18 protein-coding genes are annotated in these 20,001 nt (G+C 71.8%); 6 read left to right on the top strand and 12 right to left on the bottom strand.

What is annotated here, in order from left to right:
- The first annotated feature begins 350 nt into the window (after positions 1 to 350).
- Together PFX91_RS22405 and PFX91_RS22410 are read left to right on the top strand one after the other, a co-directional pair.
- Entirely contained in the window at positions 351 to 959 is a 609-nt protein-coding gene (locus PFX91_RS22405; protein WP_285735015.1) for a hypothetical protein, read from the top strand.
- Between the two features lie 66 nt (positions 960 to 1,025).
- Complete coding sequence (locus PFX91_RS22410) at positions 1,026 to 2,444, top strand: vWA domain-containing protein (protein ID WP_285735017.1); 1,419 nt, start codon at positions 1,026 to 1,028, stop codon at positions 2,442 to 2,444.
- Positions 2,445 to 2,457: 13 nt separating this feature from the next.
- Here PFX91_RS22410 and PFX91_RS22415 read toward each other — a convergent pair whose 3' ends face one another.
- From PFX91_RS22415 to PFX91_RS22440, 6 genes are all read right to left on the bottom strand, one after another.
- On the bottom strand, positions 2,458 to 3,252 hold the full coding sequence (locus PFX91_RS22415) for a cytochrome c oxidase assembly protein (RefSeq protein ID WP_285735019.1): 795 nt from the start codon (positions 3,250 to 3,252) through the stop codon (positions 2,458 to 2,460).
- Between the two features lies 1 nt (position 3,253).
- A complete protein-coding gene (locus tag PFX91_RS22420) occupies positions 3,254 to 3,754 on the bottom strand; it encodes a DUF2243 domain-containing protein (RefSeq protein ID WP_285735021.1) in 501 nt (166 codons plus the stop codon).
- 332 nt (positions 3,755 to 4,086) lie between these two features.
- Positions 4,087 to 4,572, bottom strand: a complete 486-nt coding sequence (locus PFX91_RS22425; RefSeq protein ID WP_285735023.1) for a ferritin-like domain-containing protein — start codon at positions 4,570 to 4,572, stop codon at positions 4,087 to 4,089.
- 109 nt (positions 4,573 to 4,681) lie between these two features.
- The gene (locus PFX91_RS22430) at positions 4,682 to 5,548 is read right to left on the bottom strand and encodes a 5-oxoprolinase subunit C family protein (RefSeq protein ID WP_285735024.1); all 867 of its coding nucleotides are present in this window, start codon (positions 5,546 to 5,548) and stop codon (positions 4,682 to 4,684) included.
- On the bottom strand, positions 5,545 to 6,165 hold the full coding sequence (locus PFX91_RS22435) for a 5-oxoprolinase subunit B family protein (RefSeq protein WP_285735026.1): 621 nt from the start codon (positions 6,163 to 6,165) through the stop codon (positions 5,545 to 5,547). The genes PFX91_RS22430 and PFX91_RS22435 overlap by 4 nt, the downstream gene beginning before the upstream one ends.
- Positions 6,166 to 6,174: 9 nt before the next feature.
- Positions 6,175 to 6,960 carry a LamB/YcsF family protein gene (locus tag PFX91_RS22440; RefSeq protein ID WP_285735059.1) on the bottom strand — a complete coding sequence of 262 codons (786 nt, stop codon included), beginning with the start codon at positions 6,958 to 6,960 and terminating at the stop codon, positions 6,175 to 6,177.
- A gap of 227 nt (positions 6,961 to 7,187) precedes the next feature.
- Between PFX91_RS22440 and PFX91_RS22445 the strand changes: the two genes are divergently transcribed.
- The gene (locus PFX91_RS22445) at positions 7,188 to 7,973 is read left to right on the top strand and encodes an aminotransferase class IV family protein (RefSeq protein ID WP_285735028.1); all 786 of its coding nucleotides are present in this window, start codon (positions 7,188 to 7,190) and stop codon (positions 7,971 to 7,973) included.
- A 22-nt stretch (positions 7,974 to 7,995) separates the two neighbouring features.
- On the opposite strand, the gene PFX91_RS22450 is transcribed toward PFX91_RS22445, so the two are convergent.
- Together PFX91_RS22450 and PFX91_RS22455 are read right to left on the bottom strand one after the other, a co-directional pair.
- Entirely contained in the window at positions 7,996 to 10,155 is a 2,160-nt protein-coding gene (locus PFX91_RS22450; RefSeq protein WP_285735030.1) for an MMPL family transporter, read from the bottom strand.
- Positions 10,156 to 10,417: 262 nt separating this feature from the next.
- Positions 10,418 to 11,608 (bottom strand): lycopene cyclase family protein, encoded by a 1,191-nt coding sequence (locus PFX91_RS22455; RefSeq protein WP_285735032.1) that lies wholly within the window; start codon positions 11,606 to 11,608, stop codon positions 10,418 to 10,420.
- 61 nt (positions 11,609 to 11,669) lie between these two features.
- Here PFX91_RS22455 and PFX91_RS22460 point away from each other — a divergent pair, with 61 nt between their 5' ends.
- Both PFX91_RS22460 and PFX91_RS22465 read left to right on the top strand, forming a co-directional pair.
- A complete protein-coding gene (locus tag PFX91_RS22460) occupies positions 11,670 to 12,428 on the top strand; it encodes a class I SAM-dependent methyltransferase (RefSeq protein WP_285735034.1) in 759 nt (252 codons plus the stop codon).
- Positions 12,428 to 14,026, top strand: coding sequence for an FAD-dependent oxidoreductase (locus tag PFX91_RS22465; protein ID WP_285735036.1), 1,599 nt, complete (start codon positions 12,428 to 12,430; stop codon positions 14,024 to 14,026). The genes PFX91_RS22460 and PFX91_RS22465 overlap by 1 nt, the downstream gene beginning before the upstream one ends.
- A gap of 91 nt (positions 14,027 to 14,117) precedes the next feature.
- Here PFX91_RS22465 and PFX91_RS22470 read toward each other — a convergent pair whose 3' ends face one another.
- From PFX91_RS22470 to PFX91_RS22485, 4 genes are all read right to left on the bottom strand, one after another.
- On the bottom strand, positions 14,118 to 15,128 hold the full coding sequence (locus PFX91_RS22470) for a DUF5914 domain-containing protein (protein WP_285735038.1): 1,011 nt from the start codon (positions 15,126 to 15,128) through the stop codon (positions 14,118 to 14,120).
- 66 nt (positions 15,129 to 15,194) lie between these two features.
- Positions 15,195 to 16,172 (bottom strand): phytoene/squalene synthase family protein, encoded by a 978-nt coding sequence (locus tag PFX91_RS22475; protein ID WP_285735039.1) that lies wholly within the window; start codon positions 16,170 to 16,172, stop codon positions 15,195 to 15,197.
- Positions 16,169 to 17,629: a phytoene desaturase family protein gene (gene crtI, locus PFX91_RS22480; RefSeq protein WP_285735061.1), complete on the bottom strand. Its 1,461-nt coding sequence runs from the start codon at positions 17,627 to 17,629 to the stop codon at positions 16,169 to 16,171. Before crtI ends, PFX91_RS22475 begins: the two co-directional genes overlap by 4 nt.
- A gap of 239 nt (positions 17,630 to 17,868) precedes the next feature.
- Entirely contained in the window at positions 17,869 to 18,966 is a 1,098-nt protein-coding gene (locus tag PFX91_RS22485) for a polyprenyl synthetase family protein (RefSeq protein WP_502888356.1), read from the bottom strand.
- A gap of 242 nt (positions 18,967 to 19,208) precedes the next feature.
- Between PFX91_RS22485 and PFX91_RS22490 the strand changes: the two genes are divergently transcribed.
- Positions 19,209 to 19,721 carry a MarR family winged helix-turn-helix transcriptional regulator gene (locus tag PFX91_RS22490; protein ID WP_285735043.1) on the top strand — a complete coding sequence of 171 codons (513 nt, stop codon included), beginning with the start codon at positions 19,209 to 19,211 and terminating at the stop codon, positions 19,719 to 19,721.
- Positions 19,722 to 20,001: the final 280 nt, after the last annotated feature.

Below are 20,001 nucleotides of genomic sequence, written 5' to 3' on the forward strand. Positions count from 1 at the left end.
GATGGAGGCGAAGACCTCGGCGCAGAACGCGTCGAGGTCCTCGCGGAGTTCCTCTACAGCGGCCAGATCCATACGTCCATGATCACGCAACCGCGACGAGAACGCAGCAACCTAACGAAGTACTACTCGTGCCATGTCCGGAATCATCGAAATCGGAACGGCTGACGCGGCAAGTCGACCGCCTGGCGAAGGGTCGAGGCCACTGACGGCTGACGCGGGTGCCGCTTCGTGACCGCCGCCATCGCCGACACGGTCCCGACCGGGGTGCCGGCGGCGTACACAGGCCCCGGAACGGGTACGCAGACCTGGGTCCCGAACCCGACTCCACCCCCGTCCTCCAGGAGCCCGTTGTGAAGCCGTACGCCGACGATCCCGTGCGAGCCCTCCTCCAGATCACCGCCGACCTGCTCGCCCTGGTCTGGGTGTACCTGTGGGTCAGGGCCGCGCTGTCGCTGCGCGAGATCATCCTGACCCTGAACCGTCCCGGCGAGCTGATGACCGGCACCGGCGAGGGCTTCACCGAGCACATGGACAGCGCGGCCGAACAGGCCCGCAAGGTCCCGTTGGCCGGGGAGACCCTGGCCGTCCCCTTCGCCCGCATGAGCGAGACCGGGGAGTCGCTCACCGCGGCGGGCGACTCCCTCCAGGAGTCGGTCGCCTCGCTCGCGCTGACCCTGCCTCTGCTCACGGCCGCGATCCCGCTGCTGCTCCTCGTCGCGACGTGGCTGCCGGCACGCGCCCGATGGGTGCGCCAGGCCGCCTCCGTCCGCAGGCTGCGCACCCTCACGCCCGAGGCCCGGTCGCGGCTGCTGGCACTGCGCGCCCTGACCTCGGTGTCCCCGGCCAGACTGGCCGGGGTGCACGAGGATCCGGCAGGCGCCTGGCACTCCGACGACCGAAGGGTCGTGGACGCGCTGGCCTCCCTGGAGCTGCGTCGTCTGGGCCTGCGCGCCCCCTGATCCCGATTCCGAACGTCGGTGCCGTTCCCTAGGCTGGTGGCCACACCTCTACCCCGGGGAGACCGCATGCACCTGTCAGCGCTGTTGGAGTTCGACGTCCTCCCCCTGGACACCGACGACTCCGTGTCCGTGCTGCTGGAGATCACCGCCCCCGAACGCGAGGAGGACACCGAGCGTCCGCCCGCGACCCTACAGATCGTGCTGGACCGTAGCGGATCCATGGGCGGAGGGCGCCTGGAGGGGGCGGTGCGGGCGCTGCTGGCTCTGGTGGACCGGTTGGCCCCCTCCGACGGCTTCGGTCTGGTGTCCTTCAACGATCAGGCCCGGGTGGAGGTGCCGTGCGGGCCGCTGACAGACAAGGACCAGGTGCGTCGGCTGATCTCGTCTTTGCGCGCGTCGGGGGGCACCGACCTGTCCAGCGGACTGCTGCGCGGCGTCCAGGAGGCCCGCCGCGCCGGTGCGGACAGGGGCGCCACCCTGCTGTTGATCTCCGACGGGCACGCCAACCAGGGCATCACCGACCACGGCCTGCTCAGGCAGGTGGCGGCCGACGCCTACGGGCACGGGGTCACCACCACGACCCTGGGGTACGGGCTCGGCTACGACGAGGAGCTGCTCGGGGTGGTGGCCGACGGGGGTGCGGGCAGCGCCCTGTTCGCCGAGGACCCCGACACCGCGGGCGGTCTCATCGCCCAGGAGGCGGAGTACCTGTTGGCCAAGACCGCCCAGGCCGTGTCGTTGCGGGTTTCGTCCGGTCCCCTTCTGCGCGGTGTCGGTGTGGTGGGCGAGATGCCCTTCCACCGGCTGACGGACGGGTCGGTGGTGGTGGAGCTGGGCGACTTCCACTCCGGGGAGAATCGGCGTCTGCTGTTGCGCATGGAGGTCCCGGGGGTGGCCTCCCTGGGCACGGTCACCGTCACCACCATGGAGACCACCTACGTGGACCCGGCGACACTGACCACCTACACCGTGACCCTGCCCGTCACGGTCAACGTCGTCCCGGGCGACGAGGCCTCCGAACGGGCGCCCCGGCCGGAGGTACGCACGGAGGAGGCGCTGCAGCGGGCACAGACCGCCAAGCGCGAGGCGAGCGAGGCCCTGCGCAGGGGCGAGCGCGACGCCGCCGTGGACCGGCTGGAACAGGCTCGGCGGGACCTGCTGGGGCCTCAGACGCCCGGTGCCTCCGGAGTGGGATCCGCGTCTTCGGCGCCTCCTCCTCCCGAGGTCGCCGCGCAGATCGCCGAGTTGCAGCGGATGGCGCGGATGGCCCGGGTCGACGACGCGGCCCGCACCTCCAAGACGCTGTACGCCAGCCAGGCGGGGTACTCCCGCAAGGGCGGTCGGCGGCAGGCCCCGGCGACGCCCCCGGGCGAGGAGGTCGACCGTGGCCCCCGGGGCGGACGGGAACGTCTCATCCGGGGTGAGCAGACCGATGGTGGACGCCCCACCCCGGACGGGGGGAACCGGCCGCCTCGGGAGACCTGAACGGGTCGCGGGGTCACACGCCCACGGCGCGGGACCGGCGCGGCCGGGGAAGCAACCAGGGTCGGCACACCAGGAAGAGCAGCGCGATCTCCACCGGCGCACCGGCGTAGTACATGAGCTGGGCCCCGGCGTGGGCCTGGTCGAGAGGCACCCCTGGAGGCGGTGCGGCGTAGATGGTCTTGGCCAGGATGTTGTGCGCCGCTATGGCCGCGACCAGGGCGCCCGCCCGCCACGGCGGTGAGAGTCGGTGCGGGGCGGGGTCGGGGCCTCCCAGGACGGCGAAGGCGAATAGGTATCCGGCGGCCGGCACGTGCAGGTGCACCAGGGCGTGCAGGACCGGTTCGGTGTGCGTCGCGGCGTACAGGCCGGTGCGGTAGAGCACCCACAGGCCGCCGATGTCGAGCAGACCCGCGACGAAGGGGTTGGTCAGGAACGCCACGGGCGCCGAACCCAGGAACCGTGCCAGCCTGCGCGCCCCGCCCACCGGCATGCTCCGCAGGGCCAGGGTGACGGGGGCGGCCAGGACCAACAGGAGCGGGCCGAGCATGCCCAGGAGGACGTGCCCGGCCATGTGGACGACGAAGTCGTGGTGGGCCCGCTCGGCCAGGGGCCCCACCAGGGCGACTCCGACGCACGCACATCCCGCCGCCCACGCCAGGACCCTTCCCCAAGGCCAGGAGACACCCCGTCGGCGCAGCAGGAGCACCGCCGCGGCGTAGGCCACGAGGGCCGTGCACACCAGTACCAGGACGGCCCACTCGCCGGGGGACGGGAGCGCGAGGGCGGGTTCGCGGCCCTGGTGGTCCATCTCAGGCCTCCGCCGGCGTGGTGCCCGGTGCCCCTCGTGCCCGGCGCCCGGTCAGGACCCACAACACGATCCCGGCGATCAGCAGTATCCCCCCGGGGATGTTCCAGGCCAGGTCGTAGGGCAGCAGGTCGACACCGTAGCGGACCTGGTGGATGCCCATCAGCTTGTGCTGGACCAACCCGTCGTAGAGCTGGAAGAACCCCCCGCCGGTCAGCCAGCCCGCCGCGAAGTCCACTCCCCGGAAGGCGTGCTCCCTGTGCAGGGAGGCGACCATGAGCAGGGCCGCCACCGTGGCGAACCAGCTGAAGGCGTGGAGGATCCCGTCCGACACCAGGCCGACATCGGTGGTGGAGAGGTCGTAGAAGTGGTGCCAGTGCAGGATCTGGTGGAAGATCACCTCGTCCACGAAGGCCACCGTCCCCACCCCCAGGAGTACGCCCGCGGTCAGATTGCGACCGCGCCGTGTTCCGCGGCCCGGTCTTCCGTGTGCGGGTGTCGCCATGCGGTTCTCTCCCCGTGTGTCCTGGAGCCTGTTCTTCGAAGGTCTTCCCGAGTCGATGGGGGCGCCGGGGCCGCGCGTGGCGAAGGTGCGAACGAAGCACGGTGGGGGTCACGGGCGGGATGGGAGCGCCCGTAGCGGTCTTCGAGGGTGGTGGGTGATGGACGGGAACCGCGCACGGTGACCCTTGAGAGTGGTGGCGGGAGGGGAACACCGCCTGGAACCGCGCTCCGTCCTTCGCCGAGCCGTCCCCGACACCGGGGTGCCCGGGAGGCGCGGTGCCTCCCAGGTGCCTGCGCGACGTGCGGCGGGCTCCTGTTCCCACCGCGCCGTTGTCAGCGACCGGCTTCGGTGAGGGCTCCCTGCACCGTCCTGGGGAGCTTTCCTTCCAGGAAGCGGGCCATCTCCTCCTCCTGGCGGAGGACGGTGGTCAGCTTCTGCGCGATCTGTTCCTCGCCCAAAGAGCGCGCGGAGTCGATCAGCGCACGGTAGGAGGCGATCTCGAAGTGCTCGGCGGCGTAGTCGGCGATGGCGTTCTTGACCATCGTGTCGCCCGCGGGCTTGTTCGTCATGCCCTGGACGGCGCCTGACATCCCGGCCAGGGCGCTCTTGACCTTGGAGACCTTGCCTCCCATGGACTCGATACAGCCCTGGACCGTCTCCGCCTGCGCACGCGTCTCCTCGATGTGCTGTGTGAGACGCGCGTGGACCTCGGGGTCGGCCTCCGCGTCCTTGGCGTGGCGCTCCAGGGTCTCCTCCTGCGACTTCTCCATCGAGTAGGCGTCGTTGAGCCAGGCGATGAACTGTTCGCGGCTGTCCACCTCGGTCCTCCTTCGTCGATGGCCTCTCGGTCTCTCCTGAGGCGCGACTACCCGGGCGATCCCACGACAAACGCCGGTCCTCGACGGCGCCGGAGGCCGTGGCGGGAGGTCAAAGGACGAAGCGAACACGGGTGCCCGGGCCGGCCTGGGCGGCCTTGGGCAGGTCCGCCGCGCGCACGACGGCCACCACCGGGTAACCGCCGGTCACCGGATGGTCGGCCAGGAACAGCACCGGTTCGCCCCCGGGCGGGACCTGTAGTGAGCCCGCGACCATGCCCTCACTGGGCATCTCCCCGTCGCGTGAGCGTTCCAGGACGGGGCCGGCCAGGCGGGCGCCGACCCTGTCGGTGCGCGGGGTGACCTCGTACTCGCCGGACAGCAGCGTGTCGACGGCCTCGGCGGTGAACCAGTCCTCACGCGGTCCCAGGACGACCCGCAAGGTCGTCTTGGGGCCTCCCACGGGTGTGGTGGGCACGTGGTCCACCCGGGGGAACCCCTCGGGGGCGGGTCCGACGGGGAGCGACGTCCCCGGCACGGGCGGGTCGGGGCCCAGTCCCGCCAGGACGTCGGTGCTGCGCGAGCCGAGGACGGGAGGGACGTCCACGCCGCCGCGTACCCCCAGGTAGGAGCGCAGCCCTGTGGTGGGCGCGCCCATGGTCAGCTCCGCGCCGTCCGGCAGGTGCAGGACCGTGTGGGTGGCCGCGCCTCGACCGTCGATCCTCAGCGGCACCTCGGCTCCGGTCACGGCGACGGTGACCGGACCGTGTGCGCGCACGCGCAGGCCCCCCAGGGTGGTCTCCAGGGCGGCCGCCCCGCGGGGGTTGGCGAGCAACCGGTTGACCAGGGCGTAGGAGCGGATGTCGGCGGCCCCCGATCGGCCCACTCCGAGGCCGGCGTGTCCGAACCGGCCTTCGTCCTGGACCGTGGTCAGGGGCCCTGTGGCCACCACCTCCAGGGCACGCCGGGACGGCCTCATCGGAGATCCTCCGCCTCGATGAATCGGACACGGACACCGGGTCTGAGCAGACCCGGTCGGTCGCGTTCCAGATCCCAGATCCGGGTCTCGGTGCGACCGAGCAGCCGCCATCCTCCGGGCGAGCAACGCGGGTACACGCCCGTGAACCCATCGGCCAGGGCCACCGAGCCGGCGGGCACCCGGGTACGCGCCTCAGACCTTCGAGGTACGCGCAGTCGGGGTTGGTCCCCGACCATGTAGCCGAATCCGGGTGCGAAACCACAGAACGCGACGGTCCAGGTGGCTCGGGTGTGCGCCTGGACCACCTCGCGTCTGCTCAGTCCGGTCAGCTCCGCCACGTCGTCGAGGTCCTCGCCGTCGTAGACGACGGGGAGGAGGACGGTCTCTCCGCTCTCCCGCACCTCCCCTGGAACGACGTCCCTGGCCGTGACGGCTCCGGCGACCTCCTCGGGGTCGGTTCCGGGGTCGATCCGCAACAGCAGTGTGCGGGCGGCCGGGACCAGGTCGACGACGCCGGGGACGGGGTCGGCCTCCAGCGCCGCGTGCAACGCGATCACCTCGGCCAGGTCGGCGACCTCCACGAGCACACCGGTGTCACCGCACCTGAGAACCCGCACGTGCCCTCCTCACCGTTCCGTGTCGACGCCGGAGGTCTTCTCCGTGAACGGCGCGAGGACGACGCCCGCCGTCCGCAGTCTTTCGACCACGGTGCGGGCGATGTCCACGGCTCCGGGGCTGTCTCCGTGTACGCACAGCGACTCGGCCTCGACGACGATCCAGGTGCCGTCGATCGCCTGGACGGGTTCGCCGCGGACGATGCGCAGGCAACGGTCGGCGATCTCCCGGGGGTCGTGGAGCACCGAGCCGGGTTCGTTCCGGGAGACCAGGGTGCCCTCCGGGGTGTAGGCACGGTCGGCGAACGCCTCGCGGTAGACGGGCAGTCCGGCCTTCTCCGCCAGCCGCAGGAACCGTGAACCGGCGAGTCCGAGCACGGGGAGTCCGGGGTCGAAGGCGTGTACGGCCTCGACCACGGCGGCGGCCTGTCCCTCGTGGTGCACGATCGCGTTGTACAGGGCACCGTGCGGCTTGACGTAGCGGACGCGGTCCCCCGCCAGGCGGGTGAACGTCGACAGGGCGCCCAGTTGGTAGAGGACCTCGTCGGTGAGCTCGGCGGCCGGAACGTCGAGGAAGCGGCGGCCGAACCCGGCCAGGTCGCGGTAGCTCACGTGCGCGCCGACGGCCACCCCCCTGGCCGCGGCGTCGAAGGCGGTGCGGCGCAGCACGGAGGGGTCGCCGGCGTGGAACCCGCAGGCGACGTTGGCGCTGGTGACGATGGACAGCAGCGCCTGGTCATCGCCGAACACCCAGCGGCCGAAGCCCTCGCCGAGGTCGGAGTTGAGATCGATGCGCAACGTCGGCACTCCTCGTTCTTCTCTCATGGAATTCCTACTCGGTGCGGCGGCGGGATCTTCCATCGCCCCCCAGGATCGTCCTGTTCCGGCGGAGGGAGACACCTGCCGCGGTGGGCGTCTTCCCGGGGGTCGGGGCGGCCGGGACGGCCCGTTCCTGGTGCTTTGGGCGGATCCCGGACTCGCGAGCCCTCCTGGCCGAGGTCCCGAAATGTCATGATGGGGGCCTCATGGAACTGAACGGACGCCCCGTGGGCACCGGGGAACTCGCGGGCCTGGCCCTCTACGGCTACGGCCACTTCACCACCATGCTCGTCACCGACCTGCGTGTCCGTGGGCTGGACCTGCACATGGAGCGACTCTCACGCGACTGTCGGACCCTCTTCGACGCCGACCTCGACATCCTCCGGGTCCGTGAACTGGCCCGGCGTGCCGCACACGCCCGTTCCTCCCCCTCCGTGGTCCGCGTGACCGTCTTCGATCCCGACATGGACCTGGGGCGTCCCACGACCGGCCGGTCCCCCCAGATCCTCGTCACCACCCGCCCCGCCCCCGGGGCCACGCCGGCACCGGTACGTCTGGGCACCCGGCTGTTCACCCGCGACGTCCCGCAGGTGAAGCACACCGGTCTCTTCGCTTCGCTCCGCCAACGTCGCGCCGCGCAGATCGACGGTTACGACGACGCCCTGTTCAGGGGTGTGGACGGTCGGGTCTCGGAGGGCCCCACCTGGAACATCGGCTTCGTGGACGGCGGCGGTGTCGTGTGGCCACAGGCTCCCCGTCTTCGGGGTGTGACGGCCCGGCTCGTGGAGCGGGCGGCCGAGGCGCTCGGCGTTCCCGTGTCCACCCGTCCGATCGCCGCCTCCGCGATCACCCGCATGGCGGGGGCGTTCGTCACCAACGCCACCACCGGTGTGCGGCAGGTGTCCGCCATCGACGGCGTGCACCTGCCGCGGTCGTCGCTGGTGGAAAGACTCACCGACGCCTACGCCGAACTGCCCTGCGAGGCGCTGTAGGAACAGCGCCCCGCCTCCGTCGTCACTCGGTGGGGGGCTTCTGCGCGGTCCGCGTCCTGCTCGCCTTGCCCGGCCACCACATGCGCGGCCCGATGTCCAGCGCCAGTGCGGGCACCAGCAGCGTCCGCACGAGCAGGGCGTCCACCAGGACGCCGAACGCCACCAGGAAGGCCAGTTGGAGCAGGAACAGCAAGGGGATGACCGACAACGCGGCGAAGGTCGCCGCCAGGACCACTCCGGCCGAGGTGATCACCCCGCCGGTCACCGTCAGCGCCCTCAGCATGCCCTCGCGATGCCCGTGTCGCAGGGTCTCCTCCCTGGCCCGGGACATCAGGAAGATGCTGTAGTCGATTCCCAACGCGACCAGGAACACGAACGCGAACAGCGGGACCACGGGGTCCGCGCCGGGCAGATCGAGGACGTGGTCGAACACCAGGGTGCCCACACCGAGCGCGGTGGCGAAGGACAGCACGTTCACGATCATCAGCAGCAACGGTGCCAGCAGCGAGCGCAGCAGCGGGACGAGCACGAGGAAGACCACCACCAGCACGAGCGGGACCACCACCACGAAGTCGCGCTGGGCCGTTTCCAGGGTGTCCAGATCGGTGGCGCTCACCCCGCCGACCAGGGTGTCCGCCCCCTCCACGGAGCGCAGTTCCTCCCGCAGCTCCCGGACGGCGTCCACCGCCTCGGGTGATTCGGGGCCGACGGTGAGGACGGCCTCGACCAGGACGCGTCCGTCCTCCTCCAGGGGAGGCAGGTCCGCGCCGGGCGGTCCCGGCTCGGTGACGGGGGCGGCCTCCTCCACCCACGACGACCGTTCGGCGGCCTGGACGACCTCGTCGAGGTGGTCGGCGTCGGCGACCACCAGGGCGGGGGCGGCGTTGGAATCGGAGCCGAAGCCCCGTTCCAGCGTCTCCTGGGCCTCGACCGCCTCCACCTCGGTGCGGAAGATCTCGGCCTGGCCGGTGCCCTCCGCCTCGAACTGGGGCGCGAAGACCGCCGCGGCGGCCAGGACGGCGGTGGTGATCATCCAGTAGGCCCGGGGCCTGCGGGAGACGGCGATGGCGACGCGCCCCCAGAAACGGTGTTGGGCGAGGACCTCCTCCAGGCTTCCGCCGGTCTCCTTGGAGCCGTGCGGGGCCAGGGGCCAGAACGCCGCACGTCCGCACAGCGCGAGCACGGCGGGAAGGAAGGTCATCGCCGAGAGCAGCGCGGCGACGACGCCGATGGCCACCACCGGACCCAGACTGCGGGTGGAGGTCAGGTCCGCCGTGAGCAGGCAGAGCAGTCCCAGGATGACGGTGCCGCCGGAGGCCAGCACCGGCCCGGTCACCCCGCGCACGGCGGCCATGACGGCCTCGGGCACGCGTTCGCGGGTGGCCAGTTCCTCGCGGTAGCGGGCCACGAGCAGCAGCGCGTAGTCGGTGCAGGCCCCCACGACCAGGATGAACAGGATGCCCTGACTCTGTCCGTTGAGACTGACCAGGCCGACGTCGGCGGCCAGGTAGACCAGAGCCCCGGCCAGTCCGAGGGCCAACAGGCTGGCGAGGATGACCAGGGTCGGCAGCAGGGGCGAGCGGTAGACCGCCACGAGGATGACCAGGACGGCGACGACGGCCACGATCAGCAGCGTGGAGTCGATACCGCCGAAGGCCGCCACGAGGTCGGCGGCGTATCCGGCGGGACCGGTGACCTGGGCCTGGAGCCCGGGGACCGGGTCGTCGGCGAGGATCTCCCGCAACTCCTCGACCGACTCGCCGGTGTCGGCGTCCTCTTCGACCAGTACCACGAACTGGGCGACCGAGGGGGCCTCCGTACCGGGGAAGGGGCCGACGACGGGGCCGGAGACCCAGGGCCGCTCGCCCACACGCTCGCCGACCTCGGCGATGTCCGCGAGTTCGGCCTCGGTGACCTCACCGCCGTCCCCGTCCTGGCGCGAGTAGACCACGATGGCCGGGGCCGCCTCCTCCCGGTCGAACTCCGCTGCGATCTCACCGGCCTCGGTGGACTCGGCGTCCACGGGCAGGAACGCGCCGGGATCGTTGGTCTGCACCTCGCCGAGCCTGCCCAGGAACATGCCGAGGGGTCCGGCTCCCACCAACCACACCAGGGCGACCAGGAGGGCCGCCCCGATCCACCACCGTGATCGGCGGGCCGGTCGGCCGTTGTCCTTGTCCACGTCCGCTGTCCCTCTCTACCGTCCATTTCTACTCGGAATTGAAGTATCTTGTTTTCCGAGTATCTAACGGCAAGACACTACCCCAGTCCATACACGCCACACATCCACCCCGAGCACAACACGCGCCCCTCAGGCAGCGGCCTTCCCGGAACACCGCCGAGGTTCCCCGGCCCCGCTCCACCCTCCACCGGCACGGACACCCCGGCACATCTCGCGACACGGCGCCGCGGCCCCGTGTCCTCGAAGCGGGCGACGAGCCGCCTCAGGTCCGCGGGAGCCGCGTGCGCAGCGCGTACCACACCTGGTCGACACTGGTCAGCGACATGGCCCGCACCGGTGTCGTCAGGCCCATCGCCACCTCCCGACGCAGACACGATCCCCCGTCGAGGAAGGCCAGGACGTCACCGAGGCGGTTGGCCGCGAACAGTCCGGTGAAGAACTCCGCGCCCCGGATCCGACCGGTGTCCAGAGCACGCAGCATGACCGCGTCCATGGCCAGGTGGCGGCGCCGGTGCGGTACCGGCGGCACCGGGGTCCGCCCCTGGGCCAACGCACGCGCCACGGCGGCCGTCTGACGCCCCACCCCGCTGAACGTGTACCCGGTCGAGGGGCGGGTCGCGCCGCCCGCCGTGCCCAACCTGAACACCCGCCGCCCGACCCTGGGACGGAACACCGCGTCGGTCATCGGGATGACCCCCTGTTCGGCGGCGGTCACCTCCACCTCCGGCAGGCCCAACAGTCCGCAGTAGTCCTTGAGCGCCCGCTCGTACTCCTCCGTCGTGAGCGCCTCACGGCCGAACTCGGTGTACTCCACCAACGCCTCGCGCGGTGACAGCGGCAGTACGTAACCGAAGGCCACCCCGTTCGGCGGCTGGGGAGGACGCAGATCCATCAGCACGGCCGCGTCGGGGTCGAAGGCGTCCACGGGGGTGCGCACGAACCAGCCGCGGAAGTGCTGGAGCAGATGGGTCCGCCCGCACGGCGCCGGTCGTGGAGGCCGCGAGTCGAACACCCACGTCGCGGTCAGGGAGGCCTCGCCGCCGCCGGGTTCCCTGGCCCGGACCTCGGCGTGCTCGACGCCGTCCCGGACTCCGGTGACCAACAACGGAAGCTCCTCCACGTACCCGGCCGCCGAGGTACGCACGTAGGCGTCCACGTCCGTGGACCTGAGCATCTTGTACACGTAGGGCGCGGCCGAGGAGGAGTGGACGGTCCCGTCGTGTCCCCTCACGGACAGGTTCTCCCAACGTGCCGTGAGCAGTCCGTCCCACGGTCCCCCGTCCGGTTCCCAGAAGCACCATGTGCGCGGCACGGGGGTGTGCGGACCCGGTGGCGGCTCCAGCAAGGCCACGCGCAGCGGTCGGCCACGTCGGTCGTTGATCCCGCGCAGCCGGTGGGTAAGGGTGAGGCCAGCGGCCCCTCCGCCGATGATCGCCACGTCGTAGTCGGCCATGTTCCCAGCATGTACCGGGAGGCCCGCGTCCGCACGCGAACACCCGGCATCGGAGGAATCCGTGAACACCCCGACGCACGCCATGAAGGACGGCACGGTCACCGACGAGTTCGACCACGCCGCCAAGGCCTACGACCGGCTCGTGGCCGCCAACCCGGGTTACCACGCGCACCTGGAGATCTCCGCGCGAAGGCTCGGTCTGCCCGGGGAGGGGGCCGGACTGCGCCTGCTCGACCTGGGGTGCGGCACCGGAGCCTCCACCGCGGCCCTGCTGCGTGTCCTTCCCAAGGCACGGATCGTCGGTGTGGACGCCTCGTCCGGCATGTTGGAGGCCGCCCGCGCCAAGCGGTGGCCCGCGTCGGTCTCCTTCCACCGGGCACGCGCGGAGGAGCTGACGCCCGCCTGGGCCACCGAGCACCTGGGCGGACCGGTGGACGCGGTGTTCGGCGCCTACCTGATCCGCAACTGCCCCGACCCCGACGCACTGCTGACGGGCGTGCGGGCGCTCCTGCGGCCCGGGGGCCGGCTCCTCCTGCACGAGTACTCGGTGGCCGACTCGGTCGCCGCCCGTGCGGTGTGGTCGGCGGTGTGCTGGGGCGTGGTCATCCCGGCGGGAAGGATCCTGACCGGACGCGCCGACCTGTTCCGCTACCTGTGGCGCAGCGTCCTGGAGTTCGACGGCCGCACCACGTTGCTGGAGCGGATGCGCCGGGCCGGCCTGGTCTCGGTCTCCGACGCGCCTCTGCCCGGCTGGCAGTACGGGGTCACGCACACCTTCGTCGGTATGCGCCCGCTCGACACTCCGGAGGTGGACCGCTGATGACCGCTGACAGCACCGGCGGACCGGGACGCCCCGAGGACGTGCGCGATCCCCTGGCCGAGGCCGTCCCGCCCCCTCCGGTGGCCGGGCCGCGCACCGACGCCGTTCCCCACGTGGCCGTGATCGGCGGGGGCATCGCCGGACTCGCGGCCGCCTGCGCGCTGACCGAGCGGGACGTGGACGTGACGGTGCTGGAGCGCGAGTCCTCGCTGGGAGGTCGCGTGTGCGGCTGGACCACCACGCTCGCCGACGGTTCGTCCGCGACCATGACCCGTGGCTTCCACGCGTTCTTCCGTCAGTACTACAACCTGCGCGCTCTCCTGCGCCGCGCGGACCCGGGACTGGACCGCCTCGTCCCGCTCACGGACTACCCTCTCGTGCACCGCGACGGTCCGCGCGACCGCTTCTCATGGCTGCCCAGGACCCCACCGTGGAACGCCGCCGTGCTGGCGGCGACCAGTCCGAGCTTCCCCCCACGCGACCTGGCCGGGGTCAACCTGCCCGCGGCCCTGCAACTGCTCGACGTGGACGTGCCCGGCGTCTTCGAACGCCTGGACCATCTGAGCGCCCAGGACTTCCTGGACGCGGTCCGTTTTCCTCCCACGGCCCGGCACCTGGCCTTCGAGGTGTTCACACGCAGCTTCTTCGCCGACCCGCGTGACCTGTCGGCCGCCGAGCTGGCCGTGATGTTCCACGTCTACTTCCTGGGCTCGTCCGAGGGTCTGGTGTTCGACGTACCGCGCTCCCCCTTCCCCCAGGCGCTGTGGGACCCCCTGGAGGAACACCTCACCGATGCGGGAACGCGTTTGCGTACGGGGAGCCGGGTCGAGGAGGTCGTCCCCGGTGCGGAACACCGGTTCTCGGTGCGTGGACGCACCCTGGAGGGAGGGACCTTCGAGGTCGGGGCCGACGCCGTGGTGCTCGCCGCCTCCCCCGCCGGGACCCGCGACCTGGTGGCGGCCTCACCGGGGCTGGGCACGGGACCGTGGCGCGACCGGATGGCGCGGGTGGAGACCGCTCCTCCGTTCCTGGTGTCGCGTTACTGGCTCGGCCGGCCCGTGCGTCCGCACAGGCCCGCCTTCCTGGGGACCGCGGGCCACCCCACACTGGACAACATCAGTGTCCTGGAACGCTACGAGGACGAAGCCCGCGCGTGGGCGCGACGTACCGGCGGGTCCGTGGTGGAACTGCACGCGTACTCACTGGACGAGGGGTGCGATCCCGACTTCGAGCGGAGCAGGCTCTGGAAGCAGGCCGAGACCGTCTATCCGGAGCTGTCCGGGGCCCCGGTGGTGGACTCCCGCCACGAACTACGGGCGGACTGTCCTCTGTTCGCGCCCGGCGGTCACCGCGACCGGTGCGGGGTGACCACCCCCGACCCGTTCGTGGTGGTGGCGGGCGACCATGTACGCACGGACCTTCCCGTGGCCCTGATGGAACGCGCCGCCACCAGCGGCATGCTGGCCGCCAACGCCCTGCTGACACGGTGGGGAAGACCGGGGCACACGGTGTGGACCGTGCCCCGCCGAGGCAGGTCGGCCCCGCTGCGGGCGCTCGCCCGACGGGCGCGCCGCGCCCCGTCCCTCCACCAGGGCTGACGCCGGGCGACCCGGCGGACGCCACGGACGGGGACGCCGCCCGTGGGTCACCGCGTCCACGAGGGGCACCGAGGCGACCCCGGTCACCACGTCATCCGGGCCAGCGACCCGTACTGCGAAGCAGGTACCGACGCTCGGCGTAGGCGAGGTCGTCCTTCCACAGTCGTCGGGCGGCCATGCGGATGACCGGACGCACCACCGCCCCGGCCACTCTCCGGGCGAGCGTGAAGCCCGTGCGTTCGGAGGAGGCCACGGTGACCTCGATGATCGCCGTGCGCGGAACACCGTGCTCGTCCACCCCCAGCGGGGTGGCGTGGGTCTCCACGACGCTGCCCAGGCCCTCTCCCTCGATGATGCGCATGACCACGGTGCGCGGTTCGGGGCAACGGAACTCCGCCCGCACCGGCACACCCCAGCGACCCGCCACACGAAACCCCACGTCGACCACCATCCGGTCAGGGTCGGGATCGGGGCCCTTGGGCACCTCGGTCACCTTCAGTCCGACGAACGAGTAGGGATGGAACCACGAGCCGTGCCAGGGGTCGAGCCGGTTGGCCATCACGTCCTCGGGTTCGCATCGCCCCGCCATGCTCTCCACCGCCACCAGGCTCCGGGCGAGGTCCGGACGCTCGGGCACCACCGGTGCGTCCAGGGGTTCCTCCCCTCCCTCGCGGTCCAGGCGCACCCACACCAGCACGCCGTCGTCGTGCACCGGATAGGGGTCCCATCCGGGGAACCCCTCCTTCCCCAGCGCCAGGCCGTGCCACCGGCACACCAGCCTTCCCGAGTCGACGGCGCCCCGGCACAGCGGTGCGCCCAGGTGCGGGCACGCGCCCGGGCCCGCGTGGGCGGTCCCGTCGGGGGTGCGCCAGGCCACCAGTTCGGTCCCCGCCACCACGCGTCCGAACGGCCGGTCCGTACGCACCTCGGTGCTCGCCGCGAGCACGAACCAGTTGCCCGAGGGGCGGGCGAGCGCACGTTTGAGCGCCGCCCCGATGATCGCGGGCGATCCCTCCCTCCAGGTCGGCTCCTGGGCCTTCCAGGTGGTGGCGGGCATACGGCGCAGGGGAAGCCTCCGCGGCCGGGGATCGGGAAGTGTCACGTGAATCCTCCAGACAGGTCGGGCCGGGGTCCGCGGCACGACCGGGCGTGGACCGGACCCGGGTTCTCAACCGGTCCTGGGGCGCGGTATCCGGCCCTGTAGCGACCGGGCGATCAGTGAGCGCGCGAGGGCGGGAACGGCCGCAGCGGCCTTACGCGTGTCCGACACCCGATGCCGGACGCTCCACACGTCGTAGTCGGCCGCACGTATCTCGTCCAGGATCGCTCGGTAGAGCCGGAAGGCGGTGGCGACACACGGGCGCGCGACCGGGGAGAGCATCGCGATGCCCGGTTCCGCCCGCCGATAGAAGTCCTGGGTGGCCTCCACGAGCTCGGCCAGGGCACCGCACACGCGCGGATGGGGTCTTCGGGTCCGCTCGCACCGTTCCAGCAGCTCCCGGTCCACACCGTGTGCCGTCATCACGTCCCAGGGCAGGTAGACACGGCCCCGGCGCAGGTCCTCGGCCACGTCCCGCAGGAAGTTGGTCAGTTGGAAGGCCTCGCCCAGCGCGGCGGCGTGCGGTGCGGCCTCCTCCCGCTGCGCCACCGTGCCCAGGACCGGCAGCACCTGGAGTCCGATCACCGCCGCAGAACCGTACATGTACTCGCGCAGGTGGCCCATGTCCCGGTAGCCGGTGACGGACAGGTCCATGCGCATGGAGGTCATGAAGGCGGTGAAGTAGGAGCGCGGCAACCCGTACCGGTCCGCCGTGTGCGCCAGGGCGCTGAGCACCGGTGCGTTCGCCTCGTCGCGGACCGCTCTTCCGTCCAGGGCCCTCGCCAGGTCCGCGTCGATGCCGTCCAGGCGCGCGCCCTGTTCGGCGACGGTGGTGCCGGGCGGCGGCTCGTCGATGATGTCGTCCACCCACCGCGCGAAACCGTACAGGGCGTGCACCCCGGGCCGGCTTCCGGGCGGCAGTACGCGCGTGGCCGTGTAGTAGGTGCGTCCGTGGTGGGCGTGCAGGGCACGACACTTGAGGTAGGCCTCGCGCAGCGACCGCCCGGTGATCCCGGCCGCGTCCAGTTCCGCCGTTCCCGCGCTCATCGGCGCCCTCCCGTTCTCCGGACCACCTTGGCCGCGGCGAGCTTGCCCGATATCAGCACCGTGGGAAGTCCGACTCCGGGTGTGGTCCCGCAGCCGGCCAGGACGGCGTTGGAGGTGCCGGGAACGGTGTTGCGGGGCCGGAACGGACCCGTCTGGGCGAAGGTGTGCGCCAGCGAGAACGGTGTGCCGTGGGTGAGCCCCTGCCGTGCCCAGTCCGCCGGGGTGACCAGGTGTTCGGTGCGGACGGAGGCGTCCAGGCCGTCCAGACCACGTTCCTGGAGCACCCCGACCAGGTGGTCCCGATAACGCGGCCCCTCCCGTTCCCAGTCGATGTCGCCCGCCTCCAGGTTCGGCGCCGGGGCGAGTACGTAGAGCAGATGGCGTCCCTCGGGGGCGAGCGTCGGATCCGTGCGGGTGGGCTGGGTGACCAGCAGGGAGGGGTCGCTCATCGTGCGGCCTTCACGGATGATCTCGGTGAAGGTGCGCTTCCACGCCGCACCGAAGGAGATGGTGTGGTGTCCCAGTCCCTCCCAGGTGCGGTCGGTGCCCAGGTGCAGCACGACAGCCGAGGGCGAGTAACGCGCGGCCACCGGGCGTCTCGACGTGTGGTCCAGGAGCCGGTGGGCGGCGGCGAGGTCGGTGGTGAGCACGACCTGGCCACATGCCAGGCGTTCCCCCTCCCCGGTGATCACGGCGGTGATCCGCTCCCCCGAGCGCTCCAGACGGGTGACGCCGTCCCCGTAACGCACGCTTCCCCCGGCCTTGACGACCGCCCCCGCCAGGGCTTCGCCCAGCGCGCGCATCCCGCCTCTGGGGAAGTACACCCCGGCGACGGTGTCCATGTAGGCGATGACGGCGTAGGCGGCCAGTGCGCTTTCGGGGGCGACCCCCGCGTAGAGCGACTGGAAGGAGAAGATCCGCCGCAGCCGCTCGTCACGGATGTGACGGCCCACGGCGGGGGCGAGCCTGCCGAACCCTCCCATGGCGGCGAGCCGGAACAGGTCGGGGCGCAACAGGTCCAGCGGTGAGTCGAACTGGGCGTCGATGAACGAGCGCATCTCCACCTGGTAGAGCCGGGTCAGCCAGTCGCGCAGACGCAGGTATCCCTCGGCCTCGCGCCGTCCCGCGACCCGGGCGACCTCGGCGGCCATCGCCTCGCGCTCGGTGTGCACGTCGATCGCCGAACCGTCGGCGAAGGTGGCGCGGTAGGCGGGACTCAGCGGCACCAGGTCGAGCCGATCGGCGACGCGCTCACCGACGGCGCCCAGGGCCTCGTCGAGGAGTTCGGGCATGGTGAGCACGGTGGGCCCCGTGTCGATCTGGAAACCGTCCAGGTCGAGCCGTCCCGCGCGTCCTCCCGGGTGGTTCTCGCGCTCGATCACGGTGACCTCGCGTCCGGCGCCCAACAGGTACAGCGCGCAGGCCAGTCCGGACATACCGGCGCCCACGATCACCACGGGGCCGCGGGCCCCGGTGCCCACCCGGGGCCGCGGCGTCCTGGGATGTTCGAGGTCGGGCACGGAGTGCTCCTCTCCGGTACGGCGGCACCTTCTCCGCCGGGTGGGTCACGAACGGTGCGAGGATCGGGTCCGCCGGTGCGAGGGTCCGCGTGATCACCGTGGACGGTGTCCTCCGGCTTCCCGGGGCCGGACCGGCCCACGGCCCTCTCCGCGAGGGTCGCCGATCGCGCGGTCCCTCACGTGGGGTCCTGCGCGGTCTGCGTGGCCAGGGCACGCAGACCCTCCATCACGGATGCGGGTGCGTCGAGCCCGCGGAGTCTGGCCTCTCCCCTGGCCGCCAGTTCCCCGCACCTTCTGTGGACCAGGTCGCGGGCGCCCAGACGTTCCAGGACCTCGGCGACCTCGTGCGGGTCCACCTCCGTCTCCGGGTCGCCGACCCCGTCCAGCAGGTCCGACGCGGCGCGGTCCCCACGTTCGCGCGCCAGTCGGATGCCGGTCACCAGCAGCAGGGTGCACTTGCCCTCACGGATGTCCTCCCCCACCGGCTTGCCCGTCCGCTCGCCGTCCCCATAGACACCGAGGAGGTCATCGCGCAACTGGAAGGCGACGCCGACGTCCCTGCCGTACCCGCGCAGGGCCCCCACCGTCGCCGCGTCCGCTCCCGCCATCGCCGCGCCCAGGTGCAGGGGGCGCTCGACGCTGTAGGACGCCGTCTTGAACAGGTTCACCCGCAGGGCCGCCTCCTCCGAGCGTTCCCGGCGTGCCTGCGCGCGTAGGTCGAGGAACTGTCCGGCCATGATCTCGGTGCGCAGGTCCCGCCACACGGCTCTGGCCTCGGTCGACCCGGGCACCCCGGCCAGCGCCTCGCACAGCATGTCGTCGGCCCACACCAGGGCGAGGTCCCCCACGAGTACGGCCAGGGCCTCGCCTTGGCGGCGGGGCTCTCCGGCGAACCCCTCACGCAGGTGCTCGGCCATGTAGGCCGCGTGCACCGAGGGACGTCCCCGCCGGGTCGGGGAGCCGTCCATCACGTCGTCGTGGACGAGCGCGCAGGTCTGGATGAGTTCGAGTGCCGCGCAGGCCTGGACGGCGGAGTCGGCCGCTCCGCCGTGGGGCGTGCCTCCACCGGCGAGCCACCCCCACCAGGCCAGTCGGGGCCGCATGCGCTTGCCGCCGCCGAGGGTGAAGCCGACCGTGATCCCGGCCAGCTCACGACCGAAATCCTCGTCGAGGCGCTCGGCGTCGCGGAGCCTGCGGTCGAGATAGTCCCGCAGGGCCCTGTCCAAGGCCCTGCCCCCGTCTCCGGCCACGGCGCCCGGCTCAGGGAGATGCATGTGAGTCTTCAGGATGGGATTGACGACGTCCTCCCCTGCGGCCACGGATCATGAGATCCCAGAAGCCTTGGATTCCATGAATCTCGGTAAGCGAACTACTTCCCTCTCTTGTCCTGTCGAACCACCTCTGACCGGATCCCCGGCGGGCACGCCCTCTCCTGGCGGGCGACGACGGCCGAACACGATCTACACTTCCAGGGAAGACCAGAAGGCACCGGTCCCACGAGCGCGAGAGAGGAACCATGGACACCGCGGCGGCCGCATCCTCTCCCCCCGGAGGTCCTCGGACGGCGGAGTCCGAGGCGAGGTCGCGCGCCGAACTCTACGACGCCCTTCAAAGCGACGGGCAGCGACTCGCCGTACGACTCATCCGCCTGCTGCACCGGATGGCGGAGCGTTCGGGGATGAACCCGACCGATTTCCAGTGCTACACGTTGCTGCGCGTGGGCGGTTCGTTGACGCCCGGCGAGATCGCCGACGTCCTGTGTCTGTCCACCGGTTCGGTGACCGGTGTGATCGACCGACTGGAGGCGCACGGCCTCGCCGAGCGCACCCCCCACCCCGAGGACCGGCGCAAGGTGGCCGTCCGCTTGACCGAGACCGCCGAGTCGGCGGGTCCCGCCACCGCGCCCGGTATGCGCGAGGCGATGATCGCGGCGCACAGCGACTACTCGGTGGAGGAGTTGTCCACGATCGCGAACTGGCTGGACCGGATGGGGAACACGCTCGACCGACTCTCCGAGAAGCCGGACTGACCGGCGCGGCCTCCGCCATGGCGACCGGCGCCGCGCGGCGGGTCCATGTCGTCGTGGGGGCACGGCCGTCCCGGGGAAATTCTCCCTACCCGACAAAGGGCAAAAAGGGCCATATGGCGGGAGATAACACGCTTCACCGCTTGTAGGGCGACACTCCGCGATCGCTCGGTTGCTTTGCGAGAAAAGTTCCCGGCTCTACTCTCCCACGAGACACGTCCATGGGCGGGACCGTGACCGGATCCGTCCCGCCGTCCCGAGGTGTACGCGCCCCTCCGGGCCG

The organism is Nocardiopsis sp. ATB16-24, from assembly GCF_030271535.1.
Taxonomy (GTDB): Bacteria; Actinomycetota; Actinomycetes; order Streptosporangiales; family Streptosporangiaceae; genus Nocardiopsis.

What these genes read in the sequence shown, in the direction of transcription:
- PFX91_RS22465 (WP_285735036.1), top strand. Translation starts at nt 12,428, where the DNA reads ATGACCGCTGACAGCACCGGCGGACCGGGACGCCCCGAGGACGTGCGC.
- PFX91_RS22485 (WP_502888356.1), bottom strand. Translation starts at nt 18,966, where the DNA reads ATGCATCTCCCTGAGCCGGGCGCCGTGGCCGGAGACGGGGGCAGGGCC.
- PFX91_RS22430 (WP_285735024.1), bottom strand. Translation starts at nt 5,548, where the DNA reads ATGAGGCCGTCCCGGCGTGCCCTGGAGGTGGTGGCCACAGGGCCCCTG.
- PFX91_RS22415 (WP_285735019.1), bottom strand. Translation starts at nt 3,252, where the DNA reads ATGGACCACCAGGGCCGCGAACCCGCCCTCGCGCTCCCGTCCCCCGGC.
- PFX91_RS22420 (WP_285735021.1), bottom strand. Translation starts at nt 3,754, where the DNA reads ATGGCGACACCCGCACACGGAAGACCGGGCCGCGGAACACGGCGCGGT.
- PFX91_RS22490 (WP_285735043.1), top strand. Translation starts at nt 19,209, where the DNA reads ATGGACACCGCGGCGGCCGCATCCTCTCCCCCCGGAGGTCCTCGGACG.
- PFX91_RS22410 (WP_285735017.1), top strand. Translation starts at nt 1,026, where the DNA reads ATGCACCTGTCAGCGCTGTTGGAGTTCGACGTCCTCCCCCTGGACACC.
- PFX91_RS22455 (WP_285735032.1), bottom strand. Translation starts at nt 11,608, where the DNA reads ATGGCCGACTACGACGTGGCGATCATCGGCGGAGGGGCCGCTGGCCTC.
- PFX91_RS22475 (WP_285735039.1), bottom strand. Translation starts at nt 16,172, where the DNA reads ATGAGCGCGGGAACGGCGGAACTGGACGCGGCCGGGATCACCGGGCGG.
- PFX91_RS22445 (WP_285735028.1), top strand. Translation starts at nt 7,188, where the DNA reads ATGGAACTGAACGGACGCCCCGTGGGCACCGGGGAACTCGCGGGCCTG.